The sequence below is a fragment of the Sulfitobacter mediterraneus genome (assembly GCF_003054325.1).
In the GTDB taxonomy this organism is placed as follows: Bacteria; Pseudomonadota; Alphaproteobacteria; order Rhodobacterales; family Rhodobacteraceae; genus Sulfitobacter; species Sulfitobacter mediterraneus.
In genome coordinates this window covers 252,343-268,133 of sequence record NZ_QBKU01000003.1, presented here as the reverse complement: position 1 = coordinate 268,133, position 15,791 = coordinate 252,343, and the positions used below count along the sequence as shown (strand labels likewise).

Sequence of the window (15,791 nt, the reverse complement as noted above, 5' to 3'; positions counted from 1 at the left end):
AGGCAAAACAACAAATGAGGGATGTATGCGCCGCAAAATTGCCGCCGGAAACTGGAAGATGAACGGCACCGCCGCCGCGCTGAACGAGCTGGAAACGCTGGCCCAGATGATGCCAGAGGCCGCCCCCGAAGTGGTGATTTGCCCGCCTGCCCCCTTGCTGTTTCGCGCCGTTGAAGCCGCGCCAGAAGGCATCGCCATCGGTGCGCAGGATTGCCACATGCAGGCCAAGGGCGCGTTCACCGGCGATATCTCTGCAGAGATGATCGCCGACACCGGTGCGGGCTTTGTCATTGTCGGCCATTCCGAACGCCGCGACGCCCATGAAGAGACCAACAGCGACATCCGCGCCAAAACCCGCTGTGCCTGGGGCTCTGGTCTGACGGCCATTGTCTGCATCGGTGAAAGCGGCGATGACCGCGCGGCCAACAACACGCTGGACATCATCGGTGGGCAATTGGCCGGATCGTTGCCTGATGGCGCAGATGGCGCGAACACCGTCATCGCTTATGAGCCAATCTGGGCGATTGGCACTGGCAAGGTGCCGACGCTGGAACAAATCATCGAGGTGCATGATTTCATCCGCGCCCGTCTGATCACCCGCTTTGGCGCTGAAATTGGCGATGCCATTGCCCTGCTTTATGGTGGATCGGTCAAACCGGACAACGCCGAGGTGATCTTTCGCGCGGAAAACGTGGATGGCGCCTTGGTGGGCGGAGCGTCGCTTAAGGCGTCCGATTTTGCGCCGATCATTGCCGCGCTCGCCCATTCCTGAGCGGCCCTGATGGACAAGACATTCCGCACCAAAGCCGCTGCCATTTGTGACGACAAGATTGCCAAAAAAGGCGAAGGGGTTGGCCTGTCTTTTTACGCGTTCTTTGCCAATCGCAACGACCGTCCTGAATTGTTGTTCGAAGTGGCTGAATGGTGGATCAAGACACACAGGCTGGATCACTTTGAAAAGGCTGTGAAAATCCGCGAGATACTGCGCTCTGGCGCTTGAACGCAGCACAACAAAAACGCAAAGGGCGGCGCATCTGGTGATGCGCCGCCCTTTTGTTTGACTATAGCCGCTGGCCTATTTGGTGATGATCTCTGGCCCCATCATCATGGTGGGCAACCATGTGCTGAGGATCGGGATGTAGGTCACCATGATCAGGAAGACGAACAGCACCGCAAGGAAGGGCAGCGCCGCACGCACCACCGACATCATCGGCATATTGGCCACGCCCGAGGTCACAAAGAGGTTGAGCCCCACCGGCGGTGTAATCATCCCGATCTCCATGTTCACCACCATGATGATGCCAAGGTGAATGGGATCCACGCCCAGCTCAATCGCGATGGGGAACACCAGCGGCGCGACGATAACCAAAAGGCCCGATGGCTCCATAAACTGGCCACCGATCAACAAGATCACGTTCACAATCACGAGGAACATGATCGGCCCAAAACCCGCATCCAGCATCGCGGCTGAGATTTGCTGCGGGATTTGCTCGTCGGTCAGAACGTGCTTGAGGATCAACGCGTTGGCGATGATAAACATCAATGTGACCGTCAGTTTGCCCGCCTCAAACAGCGTGTGGCGTGTGTCGCGGTGAATGAAGGCCGTGAACAGCGCCATCGGCTTTTCAAGCAGCGACAGGTTGCGCGGCATTTCGGCCTGATGCAGCGGCCCCATGTCCCGATACACAAAGGACGCGATGAAGAAGGCATAGACCGCCGCCACCGCTGCCGCTTCGGTCGGGGTAAAGATACCGCCGTAGATGCCGCCAAGGATGATCACGATCAGGAACAGACCCCAACCGGCCTCGCGCCCCGAAGACCAGACCTCTCCCCAGCCCAGCCATTCGCCTTTGGGCAGGTTCTTGATCTTGGCCATGGCATAGATTGTCACCATCAACATGGTGCCCGCCATCAGACCCGGAATAACACCCGCAAGGAACATCCGTCCCACGGACACATCTGTGGCGGAGGCATAGACCACCATCACGATAGAAGGCGGGATCAGGATGCCTAGCGTGCCTGCATTGGCGATGACGCCTGCTGCAAATTCCTTGGTATAGCCAACCTGCCGCATGCCCGCGATCACGATGGACCCGATGGCAACCACCGTGGCCGGGGATGATCCGCTCAGCGCGGCAAACAGCATACAGGCAAAAACACCCGCAATCGCCAGACCGCCGGGCAAATGCCCGACCAAAGCGATGGAAAACCGGATGATCCGCCGGGCCACGCCGCCCGTCGACATGAAGGACGAGGCCAGAATGAAGAACGGGATCGCCAGCAAGGTGTAATGCCCCGCCATCGCCTGAAAGAACGTCTGAGCAATCGACGCCATCGAGGTATCAGAGAGCGCCAGCAAGAAAATGATCGAGGACAGGCCCAGCGATACGGCAATAGGCACGCCGATCAGCATCAGACCGACAACCATTGTAAATAGGATCACAACTTCCATGATCTTATCCTTCCGCGTTCATATGTTTGACGTCTTCGACCGCATCCTCAGCCTCGTGGCTGACAATCAGGCTGGTTTGACGTCCGGTGATGACATTCAATGTCGCCTGGACAAAGCGCAGCAACAGCAGCGCCGCGCCAAAGGGCAGCATGAAATAGGGAATGAACCGGGGCAGTTTTTCGTAAGCTTCGCCCTCGTTCATGATCGGTTCGATAAAGCGCAGCCATTCAGGCACGGGGATGTCGATCACCTCATACCAGGCCTGATCGCGGCTGTTCTCGAACCCTGTCGGGAACCAGCGCCCCGATGTGGCATCCAGCCCGGCAAAAGGCGCCCAGTAGTCCCATGCGCCTTTCATCAACAGGCCTGCATAGATCACACAGATCAGCCCGGCAATCACCGCCAGAACCTTGCGCGGCCCTTCGTTAAAGAGGTTGATCACCGCATCCACGCCGAGGTGCGCCGTGACCTTGACCGCATAGCTCATGCCAAACAGCACCAGCCAGGCAAACAGGAATGTCACCGCCTCAAGGCCCCAGATGATCCCGGTGTTAAAGCCGTATCGCAGCACCACGTTGATAAAGGTGATGATGGTCATCAATCCCAAGATCAGCGCAATTGCGGTTTCTTCGATTTCACTCACAATGCGGCCTAGGCCGCTTTGGGCTTGCCCGTGCGTTGCCATGTGGTTCCCCCCACTTGCCATTAATTTCGGTGAAAATGGTAGCGTGCAGCCAGCCCTTTGACAAAGGCTGGCTGCGTTTGACGCTTAGTGCTTGGCGTTGATCGCCTGCGCTGCGTCGATGTTTTCTTGGCCAACGTCGCCTTTGAACTGCTCCCAAACAGGTTTCATCACTGTCACCCATTCCTCACGCTGCTCTGCGGTCAACTGACGAACCACACCGCCGGCTTCGATGACGGCGTTTTTCGCGTCTTCGTTCACTTTGGTGGATTCGGCGTTCCGTGCCGCTGTCACTTCTTTGATGATGGTGCCCAACTGATCACGGACATCCGCATCCAGGCTGTCCCACCAGTCAGACGAGGTCACCAGCATGTAGTCGATGATGCCGTGGTTGGTCTCGGTCACACCGTCCTGCACTTCAAAGAACTTTTTGCCATAGATGTTGGACCATGTGTTTTCCTGACCGTCCACAACGCCGGTTTGCAGGGCGCCGTATACTTCGGAAAAGGCCATCGGCTGTGGAGAGCCGCCAATCGCGGCCATCTGCGCCTTGAGCACGTCAGAGTTCTGCACGCGGAACTTCAGGCCGTTGGCGTCGGATGGGCTTTCGAGCGGCTTGTTGGCCGACATCTGCTTCATGCCGTTGTGCCAGAACGCGAGGCCCAGCAGACCGCGGCGGGTCATGCTTTCTTTCATCGCCTGACCGGTGTCAGAGTTCTGGAACTCATCCACGGCGTTGATGTTTTTGAACATGAACGGCAGATCGAAAATGCGGAATTGCTTGGTGAACTGCTCAAACTTGGACAGCGATGGTGCGGCCAGTTGAACGTCACCCTGAAGCAGCGCTTCGAGCACCTGATCATCGTTATAAAGTGTCGAGTTCGGGAACACTTCGATGCAGGCCTTGCCGTTCATCTCTTCGTTCACACGGGTTTCCAGCAACGACGCGGCGATCCCTTTTGGGTGCTTGTCGGTGTTGGTGACGTGGCTGAACTTGATGACGATCTCGCCATCATCACATGCGGCAGAGACTGCGCCTGCGCTGACAGACATGGTCAGGGCGACGGCGGCGGCGGTGAAAAACTTCATTGGTTTCCTCCCAGAAAACTAGAATCACAGTTCGGACATCCGACTTGGATGCACTGGGAGCTATCAAACAGATCGCAATGCGATCTCACAAGATTGTGTTAACCGTGATGGTCGCGAGGTCGTTTTTTCGATAATATTCAAACAGCTAGCGTTCAAAGTGACCCATGGTCAGCCAGGCCGATGGGGCGGTTTGTGCGAAATCCCGCACAGGCGATCCGGTACTTGTGCGAAAATCCGCACAGATCACTGACGGAAATCTTCGGGCCGGATGCCATAGCGGGCCAGCTTGTCATAAAACGTTTTGCGCGGCAGTTTCAGCGCCTCCGCCGCCGCCGAAGCCTGCCCACTTGCCCGGCGCAGCGCCGCTTCAAGCAGTGACTTCTCCACCAGCGACATCTGTTCATTCAATCCAAGCGCGGCATCAGGCGCCACATCATCTGGTAGGCCCATCACAAACCGCATCGCCACCGACATGAGCGATCGCGCGTTGCCCGGCCAATCACGCCGCATCAACCCCGCCACCACCTCTGGCGTCACGTCCGGCTTTTGCAGGCCCGCCTGCTCTGCCGCCTGATCGACATAGCGCCGGAACATCACGGGAATGTCCTCTGGCCGCTCCGCCAATGATGGAATGCGCACGCTCAGCCCCTCCATCCGGTAATAAAGATCGGCGTTGAACCGGCCCGCGTTGACCTCTGCCTTGAGATCACGGGTGTTGCCCACCATCAGGCGCACGCCCTCTGCCGGACTGCCGGTTTCGCTGAGCGTGAGTTGCAGTTGCGGCGACAAATGGGTGATTTCATCCACAAACAGGCTGCCACCGTCGGCCTCCTGCACCGCCTGGGCCAGTGTTTCCGCCGTCAGCCCTGCCGCCGCGCGTTTGACAAAAGGCGCTTTAGACCGGGCCGAGCTGAGGTGAATGACCTCCGCCACCTTCGATGTGCCGGACCCCGGCGCACCGTTGACCATCACATCCTCTTCGGTCTGCGCGACCAGACGCACCCGCTTGCGCAGCGCTTCGGCCATCGCCGAGGTGCCAAACAGCATCCGCGCCGCCGGATCGCCGGTTTCCACCAGTTGCAGCAACCGGCGGTTTTCCAGAACCAACGCACGGGTCTTGAGCGCCCGTTCCAGCACCCCCAGCAGATCGGCAGGCGCGCAAGGCTTTTCCAGAAACCCGAAGGCACCCTGCCCCATCGCAGCCACCGCCATAGGAATATCGCCCTCACCGGTCAGCAAGATCACCGGCAAATCGGCATCCTGTTTCTGGGCATAATCCAGCAGATGAAACCCGTCCCGCCCCGGCATGCGAATGTCCGACAGGATCACCCCGTCAAATCCGGCGGTGATCCGGTCCTTGGCCGCAACAAAGGATCCCGCGGTGATCGCGGTGATCTCTGCCAGCTCCAGCGTCTGGGCCAATGCCTCGCGCACGGCGGCATCGTCATCCACCAAAAGTACCTGCCCTGTCATGCCACCTCTGCCTGCTTCACCTGATCAGCAGCGCGTTCAAGCGTCACGGAGAACAACGCCCCGCTGCCCTCACAATTGCTGCCTTTGATTTGTCCGCCAAAGCTTTGCACAATGCCATAGCTGATCGACAGGCCCAGCCCCATGCCGCCCGTGTCACCCGCCGGTTTGGTTGTGTAGAACGGATCAAACACCTTGTCCGGCATTTCAATCCCCGGCCCGGTGTCTCGGAAATTGACCGTCAGCGCATCGCCATCTGTCACCGAAATGCGCAGCACCTTCAAATCACTGTCACTCATGGCATCCACGGCATTGGTGATCAGATTGACAAACACCTGCCCCAGCCGCACCTCGCCGCCGCGCACCCACAAGGGGCCATTCCCCGCCGGATCATAGATCAGCTCAACCCCCGCATCCGCGATATGATTGGCCGTCAGATCCAGCGCCGATTGCAACACGGCCCGCAGCTCAACCCGTTCATCGGGGCGGTTTTCCTGCCGGGCAAAGGCCCGCAGGTTCTGGATGATCCGCCCCATGCGCCGCGCCATGTCTGAAATCCGGGTGAGGTTTTCAGTGGCGCGGTCCGGTGCGCCGCGGTCCATAAACTGCACGGCGTTTTCGGCAAAGGACCGGATCGCCATCAAGGGCTGGTTCAACTCATGGCTGATGCCCGCAGACATCTGGCCCAAAGCGCTTAGCTTGCCCGCTTGTACCAGATCATCCTGCGCCCGCCGCAACGCCGCTTGCGCCTCTTCGCGCTCTGCCGCCTCGCGCCGCAATTGGGCGTTGGTGTCACGCAAAGCGGCGGTGCGTTCCGCCACCCGCGCCTCAAGCTGCACATTGGCCTGCGTCAAGGCCCGCCGCCGCTCCGCTGCGAGAAACAGCAGCGATCCAAACGCAAGGCAAAGCGCAGCCACCGCCGCCGCCTGCGCCAAGGCAAACTGCCGGGTCTGCGCGACATTCAATAGCACCTCACCAGTGAGCCCGATCACCGGCAAAGCCTGCGTCAGATGCAAACCCTCTTGCGGCAAATACGGACCCCAGCCAAGTTTCCAGATCTCATGCCCGCCAATATATTGCGCCGAGAACTCCGGCGCAGTGCCCTTGGGCGGAATCAATCCGGGGCTGTCCTCCGGCCGCCGCCAGAACAGGATTTCGGACCGGTTGGAAATATATACCTCCCCCGCCGCATCGGTGAAAAACGCGGGCGGATTGGTGCCACGCCAATTGTAATCAATACCGTTGAGGTCGGTCATCACCACGACTGCGCCCTGCACACGGCCCGAGGGGTCAAACACCGGTGCGGCATGGAAAAACGCCCGGCGCGTCAACGGCGCCCCCGGCCCATGGCCCCAGCCCAATGCCCCGCGCAGCGCCCGTTTGATATAGCGCTGCTGCGCCAGATCGGCAGGTTCCGCGCCGATGGCCGAGGCTGCAACCCGCCCCTGCGCATCCACGATCAACACATCCAGTGCCGCCGATTTGTCCGCCACTTCAAGCAACAAATCGGTGCTGCCCGTGACGCCAATACCCGACAGTTCCGCCGCGACAGTCGGGTGATCGGCCAACATCACCGCCAAATCGCGATACCGCTGCAATTGCCCAACCAACCGGTCCCCGGCCAAGGCCAGATCCGCCTGCCCCCGCGCGGCCAATTGATCCAGGCCTTTGACAAAGGCATAGCGCCAGACCCCGCCCGAAAGCGCGGCCACCACCAGCAGAAAGGCCAGCACATACCCGGCCCGTTGTCGCAGATTGCCATTCATCGGCCCATGATTGCACCTTCCCCCTTGCAAAGGCCAGTGCCGCGCGGCTTATCTGCGGCCATGAAAACACTCCAGCAGTCCCCGCTCGATCCCGACTTTGTGCAAAACCCCTATGCGGCCTACGCCAAGGCACGGGCGGATGGCCCTGTGATGTACTGGCAGGACTACGCCATGCCCGCCGCCTTTGACGCGGCCACCGTGCAGGCGCTGTTGCGTGACCGGCGGCTGGGCCGTGAAGTGCCTCAGGGGGCACGCGCGCCCTATCCGGAGCATCTGAGGGATTGGGCCACGATGGAAGGCCACTCCATGTTGGAGCTGGAACCGCCACGCCACACCCGCCTGCGCGGTCTGGTTCTGCGGGCCTTTACCTCCCGGCGGATCGCGGCGCTTTTGCCCGATATCGAAGAGGTCACAGCTCAACTGTTGGCAGGGTTGCCTCGCGATTCTTTCGATCTGATCCGCGCCTATTGCACCGAATTGCCCGTGCGCATCATCGCCCGACTCTTGGGCGTGCCAGAGGAAATATCGCCAGACCTACTGCGCTGGTCCAACGCGATGGTGGCCATGTATCAAGCGGGCCGCAGCCGCGCGGTGGAAGACGCCGCCAACACCGCAACAGCCGAATTTGTGGATTTCCTGCGCGGCTATATCGAAAAGCGCCGCAATGACCCGCGTGATGATCTGATCACCAGCCTGATCGCGGCAGAAGAAGACGGTGAGAAGCTCACCCCGGATGAGTTGATCGGCACCTGCATCCTGCTGCTGAACGCAGGTCACGAGGCAACGGTGCATTCCATGGGCAATGCCGTGAAATGCCTGCTGGAGCATGAAACACCCGCCGCCGCGCTGGCCCCCGATCAGATCAATGCGACCGTTGAAGAACTGCTGCGTTACGACCCGCCGCTACATATGTTCACCCGCTTTGCCTATGAAGACACCGAATTGGACGGTGTGACCTTGCAAAAGGGCGATGAAATCGCGCTGATGCTGGGGGCCGCAGCCCGTGACCCGGCGGTCTATGAAAACCCTGATGCGTTTGATCCCTACCGGCCCGCAAAACCCCATGCGGTCTTTGGCGGCGGCCTGCATTTCTGCGTCGGTGCCCCGCTGGCGCGAATGGAATTGCAGGTGGCCCTGCCCGCGCTGTTTGGGCACCTGCCGAAAATGACACTGGCCGAAGCCCCGCGCTATGCCATGAGCTACCATTTCCACAAGCTGGACCGGTTGATGATCGCGCCATAGCAGGCGACACTGCATGCCGCAGACACCCGGGGCTTTGCCCCGGACCCCAGAGGTTTAAGGGCCAAATGAAGAAAAAGGCGCCCTTCTCTTCATTTGGCCAAAAAAACCTCCGGGGGGAGCGCCGCGCAGCGGCGGTGGGGGCTGGCCCCCGTACCGGCTCGCGTCAGGCACCGAGGCTTGCGTCAGCCATCAAACCCCAGAAACTTTGTGACATTTTCGACCGGGCGGCGCCGCGACACGACGTCATTTGCAACAAACCCATCATCCGGCCAGCCAAGGGCAACGCAGGTCAGGATCACCTGATCTTCGGGGATGCCGGCCACTTCGCGCACCACCGGGCTTTGCATGATGCCTTGCCCGTTGATCACTGCACCAAGCCCGCGGGCCCAAGCGGCCAGCACCAGGCCATAGGTCATTGCGCCGGTATCAAAATGCGCGATCGTGTTGTTCAGCAAGCTGCGGTCAAAGCACACGACGATGGACACCGGCGCATCAAACTGGCGAAAGCCGCGCATCACCCAATCCTGGCGGCGCTCTGCATCGTGGCGCTCGATCCCCATCGCCTCAAACAGTTGGATGGCAATTTCGATTTGGCGCTGGCGGTGTTCGCCTTCATAGGCTGCATAATCTTCGATATCGCGGGTTGGGGTGACCCCGCCGAGCATCCGTTCGGTATTGCCTTTGCGGACCTGCTCAAGCGGCTCTCCTGTCAGCACATGCAGGTGCCAGGGCTGGGTGTTCATCGAGGATGGCGCGCGGTTGGCCAGCGCGATCACCTCTTCGAGCAGGGCCTGTGGCACCGGTTTGTCCTGAAATCCCCGAATGGAACGGCGCTCTTGGATCGCCTGATCAATATTCATCTTTTTGCCCTGCCTTGCTGTACGTTTGGCCTCACGCTACGGCGCGGCGGGGCGCGTCCCAACCCCTTATGGCCGCGACGCTGCGTCAGCTTTTTGGTGCGGCCCGATCAAAGCGGCAGCATCACCGTCGATTTGATCTCTTCCATCGACAAAAGCGCAGTCACGTTGTGCACCCGCACCTCAGAAATCAGCGCCTGATAGAAGGCGTCGTAGGCGCGGGCGTTCTTTACGCGCACCTTGAGAATATAGTCGATGTCACCGGCCAGGCGGTGCGCCTCTTGGACTTCAGGGCGGTCTTGCAGGGCCTTGAGGAAGGCTTTTTGCCAGTCCGCCTCATGCTCTGACGTGCGGATCAGCACAAAGAAACACGCCTCGAACCCAAGCGCCTCGGCATCCAGCATCACGGTCTGTTGGCCGATCACCCCGCCCTCGCGCAATTTGCGAATCCGGTTCCACACCGGGGTCTTGGAAGAGCCGACATTGCGGGCAATATCATCAAGCGATTGGCTGGCGTCGCGCTGCAGCTCGGCCAGGATTTTCCGGTCAGTCTCATCTATTCGGACAGTCATTCTGTATTTTCCATTTCAGGCGGTTATCTGTTCTTTCTGCGCTGCGGTATGGAACAAATGTCCTTATCTACCGCCGCATATAGCGGAATATCGGGAATATTTCCTATATTGAGGGTCAAGTCAAACGAAGTCAGGACCCGTTATGGATCATTTCCCAATCTTTCTTGCCACCAGCGGCCAGCGCATTGTGCTGTCCGGCGGCGGCGATGCGGCATTGGCCAAACTGCGGCTCCTGCTCAAGACCACTGCTGAGATCCACGTTTACTCCCCTGCCCCTGCCGCCGAGATTGAACTCTGGGCTGCGCGGGGCAAACTTCTGTTGCACCGGCGGCCGCTCCGTTCCGGGGATGTCGCCGGTGCAACGCTTTTCTATGCAGCGGATGAAGAAGACACCCTTGACGCGCAGACCGCCGCGATTGCCCGCGCCGAAGGGGCGCTGGTCAACGTTGTGGACAATCTGGAGGCCAGCGCCTTTATCACGCCCGCCATCGTGGACCGTGATCCGGTGACCATCGCCATCGGCACCGAAGGCGCAGCACCCGTCTTGGCCCGCGCCATCAAGGCCGATCTAGAAGAGCGCCTGCCCAGCACGCTTGGCACTTTGGCGCGGATCGGCAAAGGGTTTCGCAAGATGGCCGAGGCGTTGCCCTTTGGCCGTGCCCGCCGCGATTTCTGGCGTGATTATTATTTCAACACCGGCCCCAAGGCGATGACAGCGGGCGAAGCCGAGGTGCGTCCGGCGCTGGACGCCCTTTTGGACGATCATCTGACCCGCACCGCCCGCGCGGGGCACATTGCCTTTGTCGGTGGCGGTCCGGGCGATCCGGAACTGCTGACGCTGAAGGCCCGCCGCGCCTTGGATGAGGCGGATGTGGTGATCTATGACCGCTTGATCAGTGCCGAGATCCTTGAACTGGCCCGCCGCGAGGCAGTGATGATTGACGTGGGCAAAGAGGGCTTTGGCCCCTCCACATCGCAAGAAACCATCAATGATCTGTTGGTTCAGCATGGGCTGGCCGGGGCGCAGGTTGTGCGTTTGAAATCGGGCGATGCCACTGTCTTTGGCCGTTTGGACGAAGAAATTGACGCAATCGACGCCCATGGCATTGGCTGGCACATCGTGCCGGGGATCACATCGGCCTCTGCTGCCGTGGCCGCCATCGGGCAAAGCCTGACGCGGCGTGGGCGCAATGCCTCTGTGCGGTTCCTGACGGGCCATGACATGAAGGGGTTTGCCGATCATGACTGGGCCGCGCTGGCCCGGCCAAATGAGGTCGCTGCGATCTACATGGGCAAGAAATCCGCGCGGTTTGTGCAAGGCCGTTTGATCATGCACGGCGCGGATCGCGCCACCCCTGTCACTGTGATCGAAAACGCCTCGCGCCCTGAACAACGCATTCTGGAAACCACTCTGGATGCCCTGCCCGATGATCTGATCAAGGCCGATATGACCGGCCCTGCCCTGACCTTTTATGGCCTTGCGCCGCGTGCCGCCGCCATTGCCGCCACTGAAATTCCGTTTGAGGAGATGGCCTGATGCCAAAACCCTTCACCCCCAAAGTTGTCACCGCCAATGCCCTGCTTGAAGGCGACGTGATCTATCAAACCACCGCCGGTTGGAGCCGCGATCTGAAAGACGCGGAGATTCTCACCGATGAGGCCCACGCCGATCTGCGCATGATCGAAGCGGGCGCCCAGGTTGATCTGGTGGTTGGTGTTTATCTGGCAGATGTGTCGCTGGATGGTGACACCCCGCGCCCCACCCATTTCCGTGAGGATTTCCGTGCCACGGGCCCCTCGAACTATGCCCACGGCAAGCAGGAGCATGTCTGATGTACAGCTATACCGAATTTGATCACGCCTTTCTGGCCGAGCGCAACGCGCAGTTTCGCGGACAGGTCGAACGCCGCATTGACGGGTCATTGACCGAGGATGAGTTCAAGCCACTGCGGCTGATGAATGGCCTCTACCTGCAGCTGCACGCCTATATGCTGCGGGTGGCGATCCCTTACGGCACGCTGAACAGCCGCCAGATGGAAAAACTGGCCGACATTTCAGAGCGTTGGGATAAAGGGTATGGCCATTTCACCACGCGCCAGAACATCCAGTATAACTGGCCAAAACTGCGCGATGTGCCTGATATGCTGGACGCATTGGCCGAGGTGAACCTGCATGCGATCCAGACCTCTGGCAACACGATCCGCAACGTGACCGCTGACCATTTTGCCGGTGCCGCAGCGGATGAGGTGGCTGATCCACGCCCGGTGGCCGAATTGATCCGTCAATGGTCCACCGACCATCCGGAGTTTCAGTTTCTGCCGCGCAAGTTCAAGGTGGCCGTGACCGGCGATACCGCCGACCGTGCAGTGATCAAGGCCCATGACATCGGGTTGCGCATCGTCAAACGCGGCGAAGAGATCGGCTATGAGGTGATTGTTGGCGGCGGCCTTGGCCGGACCCCGATGATTGGCAAGGTGCTGTATGAGTTTGTGTCTCAAGAAGATCTGCTGCCGACACTTGAAGCCATCGTCAGCGTCTACAACCTGCTGGGCCGGCGCGATAACAAATATAAGGCGCGGATCAAGATCACCGTGCATGAAAATGGCATCGAAGATATCCGTCAGCGGGTGAACGAACGTTATGCGCTGATCCGTCCGCAGTTTAGCGGCGTCGACCAGCAGATGCTGGCGCGGATCGAGGCGGATTTTGCGGCGCCTGAGTTCAAGTCGGCGGATCAAACGCCCTATCTGAACGCCTATGATCAAGACCCCCTGTTCCGCAGCTGGGCCGACACCAACCTAACGGCGCACCGCAACCCTGAATATGCCATTGTGTCTATCTCATTGAAAGCGCACGGCAAAACACCCGGCGATGCATCGGGCCGCCAGATGCGTTTGATGGCGGGACTGGCCAAACGCTATGGCCATGATGAGCTGCGTATCAGCCATGAGCAGAACGTGATCCTGCCGCATGTACATCGCGGTGATCTGCCGTCGATCTATTATGCGCTCAAGGCCGAAGGTCTGGGCACCGCCAACATCGGCCTGATCTCGGATATTATCGCCTGCCCCGGTATGGACTATTGCGCCCTTGCCACCGCGCGGTCGATCCCGATTGCCCAAGAGATCGCCACCCGTTTTGACGAGCTGAAGCTGGAGCATGACGTCGGGCCGCTCAAGATCAAGATCTCGGGCTGCATCAATGCCTGCGGGCATCACCATGTTGGCCATATCGGCATTCTGGGCCTCGATCGTGCGGGCGTGGAAAACTACCAGATCACACTGGGCGGTGATGGCACCGAGGATGCGACCATTGGCGAACGGGCTGGCCCCGGATTCTCTGCCGATGAGATCATCCCGGCGGTGGAACGTCTGGTGCTGGCCTATCTGGACCTGCGCAATGATCCGGCGGAAACATTCTTGCAGACCTATCGCCGCCTCGGCCTCGCGCCGTTCAAGGCCGCGCTTTATCCGCAGGTTGCGGGCAAGGAAAGTCGGGCCAATGCCGCTTGATGACATTGGGACTGTAAGTCCAGACACGAACCGGGTGCCGCCCGAGGATGTGCTGCGCGTGGAGGTGGCCCACCTGAACGCCGCCCTGCGCCATCACAGTGCCACGGACGTGTTGCGCCGCGCGGTGGAGGTGCTGCCGAACCTTGCGCTGGTGTCCAGCTTTGGCGCGGAATCGGTCGCGCTGTTGCATCTGGCGTCGATGGTGAAACGCGATCTGCCGGTGCTGTTCATCGACACCCAGATGCTGTTCACCGAAACGCTGGTGTATCAGCAGGAACTGAGCGAACGGTTGGGTCTGCGCAATGTGCGGATCATCAAAGCGGCGGATCTGGCCGCGCATGATCCAGACGGCACCTTGCATCAGCGCGATACTGACGCCTGCTGTGATCTGCGCAAAACGCGGCCATTGGCAGCGGCGCTGACGGGCTATGACGGCTGGGTTTCGGGGCGCAAACGGTTTCAATCCGGCACCCGTGCAGCGCTTGAGTTCTTTGAGGTCGAGGCGGGCACAGACGGCGCCCCGGCCCGCATCAAGGTCAATCCGCTGGCCTATTGGTCATCGCAGGATGTGGCTGATTACATTGACGAAAACCGCCTGCCCCGGCATCCGCTGGTGGCCCAGGGCTTTCCTTCCATCGGTTGCGCACCTTGCACGTCAAAGGTGGCACCGGGCGAGGACGCGCGCGCGGGGCGCTGGCGCGATCAGAACAAAGAAGAATGCGGCATTCATTTTGTGAACGGCAAGATGGTACGCACAGGAGATATGACATGACACAGTTGATCAACGACACCGGTTTTGTGGCAGATGACTGGACCAAAGGGTTCTGCGGCGCGGGTGCCGCCAATGATTGCGCGGCGCTGGATCTGGCGTCCGATAGTGATCCGAACGCCATCGAGCTGGCCCCGGCTATCGAAATGATCCGGATTGATTTCCCCTCCTCCGCCGATGGGCGCGGCTTTACCATTGCGCGGGCCTTGCGTTTGCGCGGGTATCAGGGGCGTTTGCGGGCCAAGGGGCATCTGCTGGCCGATCAATATGCGATGGCGCGGCGTTCCGGTTTTGACGAGGTTGAGGTCAACGACGAAATCGCGGCCCGCCAGCCTGCGGATCAATGGCTGTTTCGCGCCGATTGGCAGGCCCATGATTATCAGTCCCGTCTGCGCGGCGCCCCTGCGACCTGACGTGCAATTGCCCTTTGGGGCTTCATCTTCTAAGACAAGGCCGCAAGCGCCGCTTGCGTGATTTTACAATGACAGAGCAGACCCCCGTGAACCAAACAGCCGCCAAGCCCGTGCCGACCCTGCCTGATGCGCAGATCGTGACATCCGTCAAACACTGGACCGACCGGTTGTTTTCCTTTCGGGTGACGCGCCCGGCCTCGCTGCGGTTCCGCTCGGGCGAATTTGTGATGATTGGCCTGATGGGCGATCCACATCCCGAAACCGGCAAGCAAAAGCCGCTGCTGCGCGCCTATTCCATCGCCTCACCCGCGTGGGACGAAGAGTTGGAGTTTTACTCGATCAAGGTGCAGGACGGCCCGCTGACCTCCAAGTTGCAGCACATCCAGCCCGGCGACGAGATCATCCTGCGCCCCAAACCTGTCGGCACGCTGGTGCATGACGCCCTGCTGCCCGGCAAGCGCATCTGGTTCTTTGCCACGGGCACCGGGTTTGCCCCCTTTGCATCGCTGCTGCGCGAGCCGGAGACTTATGAAAACTACGACGAAGTGGTGATCACCCACACCTGCCGCGATGTGGCAGAGCTGGAGTATGGCCGCCAGTTGATCGAAGAGTTGCAGTCAGACGAGCTGATGCAGGAACTGATCGGCGCCGAGAACCTGAACAAGATCCGCTATTACCCCACGACCACACGGGAGCAGAGCCCAAAGATGGGCCGGATCACCACGCTGTTGCAGGATGGCACTGTTTTTGCGGATCTGGGCATCGACGGCATCAACGCCGAGACCGATCGTGCAATGGTCTGCGGCAGCCTTGATTTCAACAAGGATATCCTAGCGATCCTCGAAGGGTTCGGCCTTGAGGAAGGGGCAAATTCTGATCCCAAACACTTTGTGATCGAAAAGGCCTTTGTGGGTTAAGCCACTGACGTAAAGACAAAAAGAAACCGCGCCCTGTTGCCAAGGCGCGG

Annotated in this window: 16 protein-coding genes; 9 read left to right on the top strand and 7 right to left on the bottom strand. The window is 60.0% G+C overall.

The genetic code is table 11. The features are described from left to right. The first annotated feature begins 25 nt into the window (after positions 1-25). Both tpiA and C8N31_RS06515 read left to right on the top strand, forming a co-directional pair. Positions 26-772 carry a triose-phosphate isomerase gene (tpiA, locus tag C8N31_RS06520; RefSeq protein WP_025048262.1) on the top strand — a complete coding sequence of 249 codons (747 nt, stop codon included), beginning with the start codon at positions 26-28 and terminating at the stop codon, positions 770-772. 9 nt (positions 773-781) lie between these two features. Next, positions 782-1,000, top strand: a complete 219-nt coding sequence (locus C8N31_RS06515) for a DUF6500 family protein (RefSeq protein WP_025048263.1) — start codon at positions 782-784, stop codon at positions 998-1,000. A 75-nt stretch (positions 1,001-1,075) separates the two neighbouring features. On the opposite strand, the gene C8N31_RS06510 is transcribed toward C8N31_RS06515, so the two are convergent. The 5 genes from C8N31_RS06510 to C8N31_RS06490 form a co-directional block, all read right to left on the bottom strand. Further along, complete coding sequence (locus C8N31_RS06510) at positions 1,076-2,452, bottom strand: TRAP transporter large permease (RefSeq protein WP_025048264.1); 1,377 nt, start codon at positions 2,450-2,452, stop codon at positions 1,076-1,078. A gap of 4 nt (positions 2,453-2,456) precedes the next feature. Then, positions 2,457-3,137, bottom strand: a complete 681-nt coding sequence (locus C8N31_RS06505) for a TRAP transporter small permease (RefSeq protein WP_025048265.1) — start codon at positions 3,135-3,137, stop codon at positions 2,457-2,459. Positions 3,138-3,221: 84 nt separating this feature from the next. Further along, positions 3,222-4,223 carry a DctP family TRAP transporter solute-binding subunit gene (locus tag C8N31_RS06500; protein ID WP_025048266.1) on the bottom strand — a complete coding sequence of 334 codons (1,002 nt, stop codon included), beginning with the start codon at positions 4,221-4,223 and terminating at the stop codon, positions 3,222-3,224. A gap of 243 nt (positions 4,224-4,466) precedes the next feature. After that, on the bottom strand, positions 4,467-5,696 hold the full coding sequence (locus C8N31_RS06495; RefSeq protein WP_025048267.1) for a sigma-54-dependent transcriptional regulator: 1,230 nt from the start codon (positions 5,694-5,696) through the stop codon (positions 4,467-4,469). Further along, entirely contained in the window at positions 5,693-7,459 is a 1,767-nt protein-coding gene (locus tag C8N31_RS06490; RefSeq protein WP_025048268.1) for an ATP-binding protein, read from the bottom strand. The genes C8N31_RS06495 and C8N31_RS06490 overlap by 4 nt, the downstream gene beginning before the upstream one ends. Positions 7,460-7,519: 60 nt before the next feature. On the opposite strand from C8N31_RS06490, the gene C8N31_RS06485 reads away from it, so the two are divergent. Beyond that, entirely contained in the window at positions 7,520-8,701 is a 1,182-nt protein-coding gene (locus tag C8N31_RS06485; protein WP_025048269.1) for a cytochrome P450, read from the top strand. A 182-nt stretch (positions 8,702-8,883) separates the two neighbouring features. Here the strand turns inward: C8N31_RS06485 and C8N31_RS06480 are convergent, their stop codons facing one another. Continuing rightward, a complete protein-coding gene (locus C8N31_RS06480; protein ID WP_025048270.1) occupies positions 8,884-9,561 on the bottom strand; it encodes a nitroreductase in 678 nt (225 codons plus the stop codon). 107 nt (positions 9,562-9,668) lie between these two features. Further along, complete coding sequence (locus C8N31_RS06475) at positions 9,669-10,130, bottom strand: Lrp/AsnC family transcriptional regulator (RefSeq protein ID WP_025048271.1); 462 nt, start codon at positions 10,128-10,130, stop codon at positions 9,669-9,671. Positions 10,131-10,272: 142 nt separating this feature from the next. Here C8N31_RS06475 and cysG point away from each other — a divergent pair, with 142 nt between their 5' ends. The 6 genes from cysG (at position 10,273) to C8N31_RS06445 (ending at position 15,741) form a co-directional block, all read left to right on the top strand. Continuing rightward, the gene (gene cysG / locus C8N31_RS06470) at positions 10,273-11,667 is read left to right on the top strand and encodes a siroheme synthase CysG (protein WP_025048272.1); all 1,395 of its coding nucleotides are present in this window, start codon (positions 10,273-10,275) and stop codon (positions 11,665-11,667) included. Then, positions 11,667-11,963 (top strand): DUF2849 domain-containing protein, encoded by a 297-nt coding sequence (locus C8N31_RS06465; protein WP_025048273.1) that lies wholly within the window; start codon positions 11,667-11,669, stop codon positions 11,961-11,963. The genes cysG and C8N31_RS06465 overlap by 1 nt, the downstream gene beginning before the upstream one ends. Next, complete coding sequence (locus C8N31_RS06460; RefSeq protein ID WP_025048274.1) at positions 11,963-13,642, top strand: nitrite/sulfite reductase; 1,680 nt, start codon at positions 11,963-11,965, stop codon at positions 13,640-13,642. Before C8N31_RS06465 ends, C8N31_RS06460 begins: the two co-directional genes overlap by 1 nt. Next, the gene (locus C8N31_RS06455) at positions 13,632-14,414 is read left to right on the top strand and encodes a phosphoadenylyl-sulfate reductase (RefSeq protein ID WP_025048275.1); all 783 of its coding nucleotides are present in this window, start codon (positions 13,632-13,634) and stop codon (positions 14,412-14,414) included. Before C8N31_RS06460 ends, C8N31_RS06455 begins: the two co-directional genes overlap by 11 nt. Continuing rightward, positions 14,411-14,824 carry a DUF934 domain-containing protein gene (locus tag C8N31_RS06450; RefSeq protein ID WP_025048276.1) on the top strand — a complete coding sequence of 138 codons (414 nt, stop codon included), beginning with the start codon at positions 14,411-14,413 and terminating at the stop codon, positions 14,822-14,824. Before C8N31_RS06455 ends, C8N31_RS06450 begins: the two co-directional genes overlap by 4 nt. A 68-nt stretch (positions 14,825-14,892) precedes the next feature. Next, complete coding sequence (locus tag C8N31_RS06445) at positions 14,893-15,741, top strand: ferredoxin--NADP reductase (RefSeq protein WP_025048277.1); 849 nt, start codon at positions 14,893-14,895, stop codon at positions 15,739-15,741. The last annotated feature ends 50 nt before the right edge of the window (positions 15,742-15,791 follow it).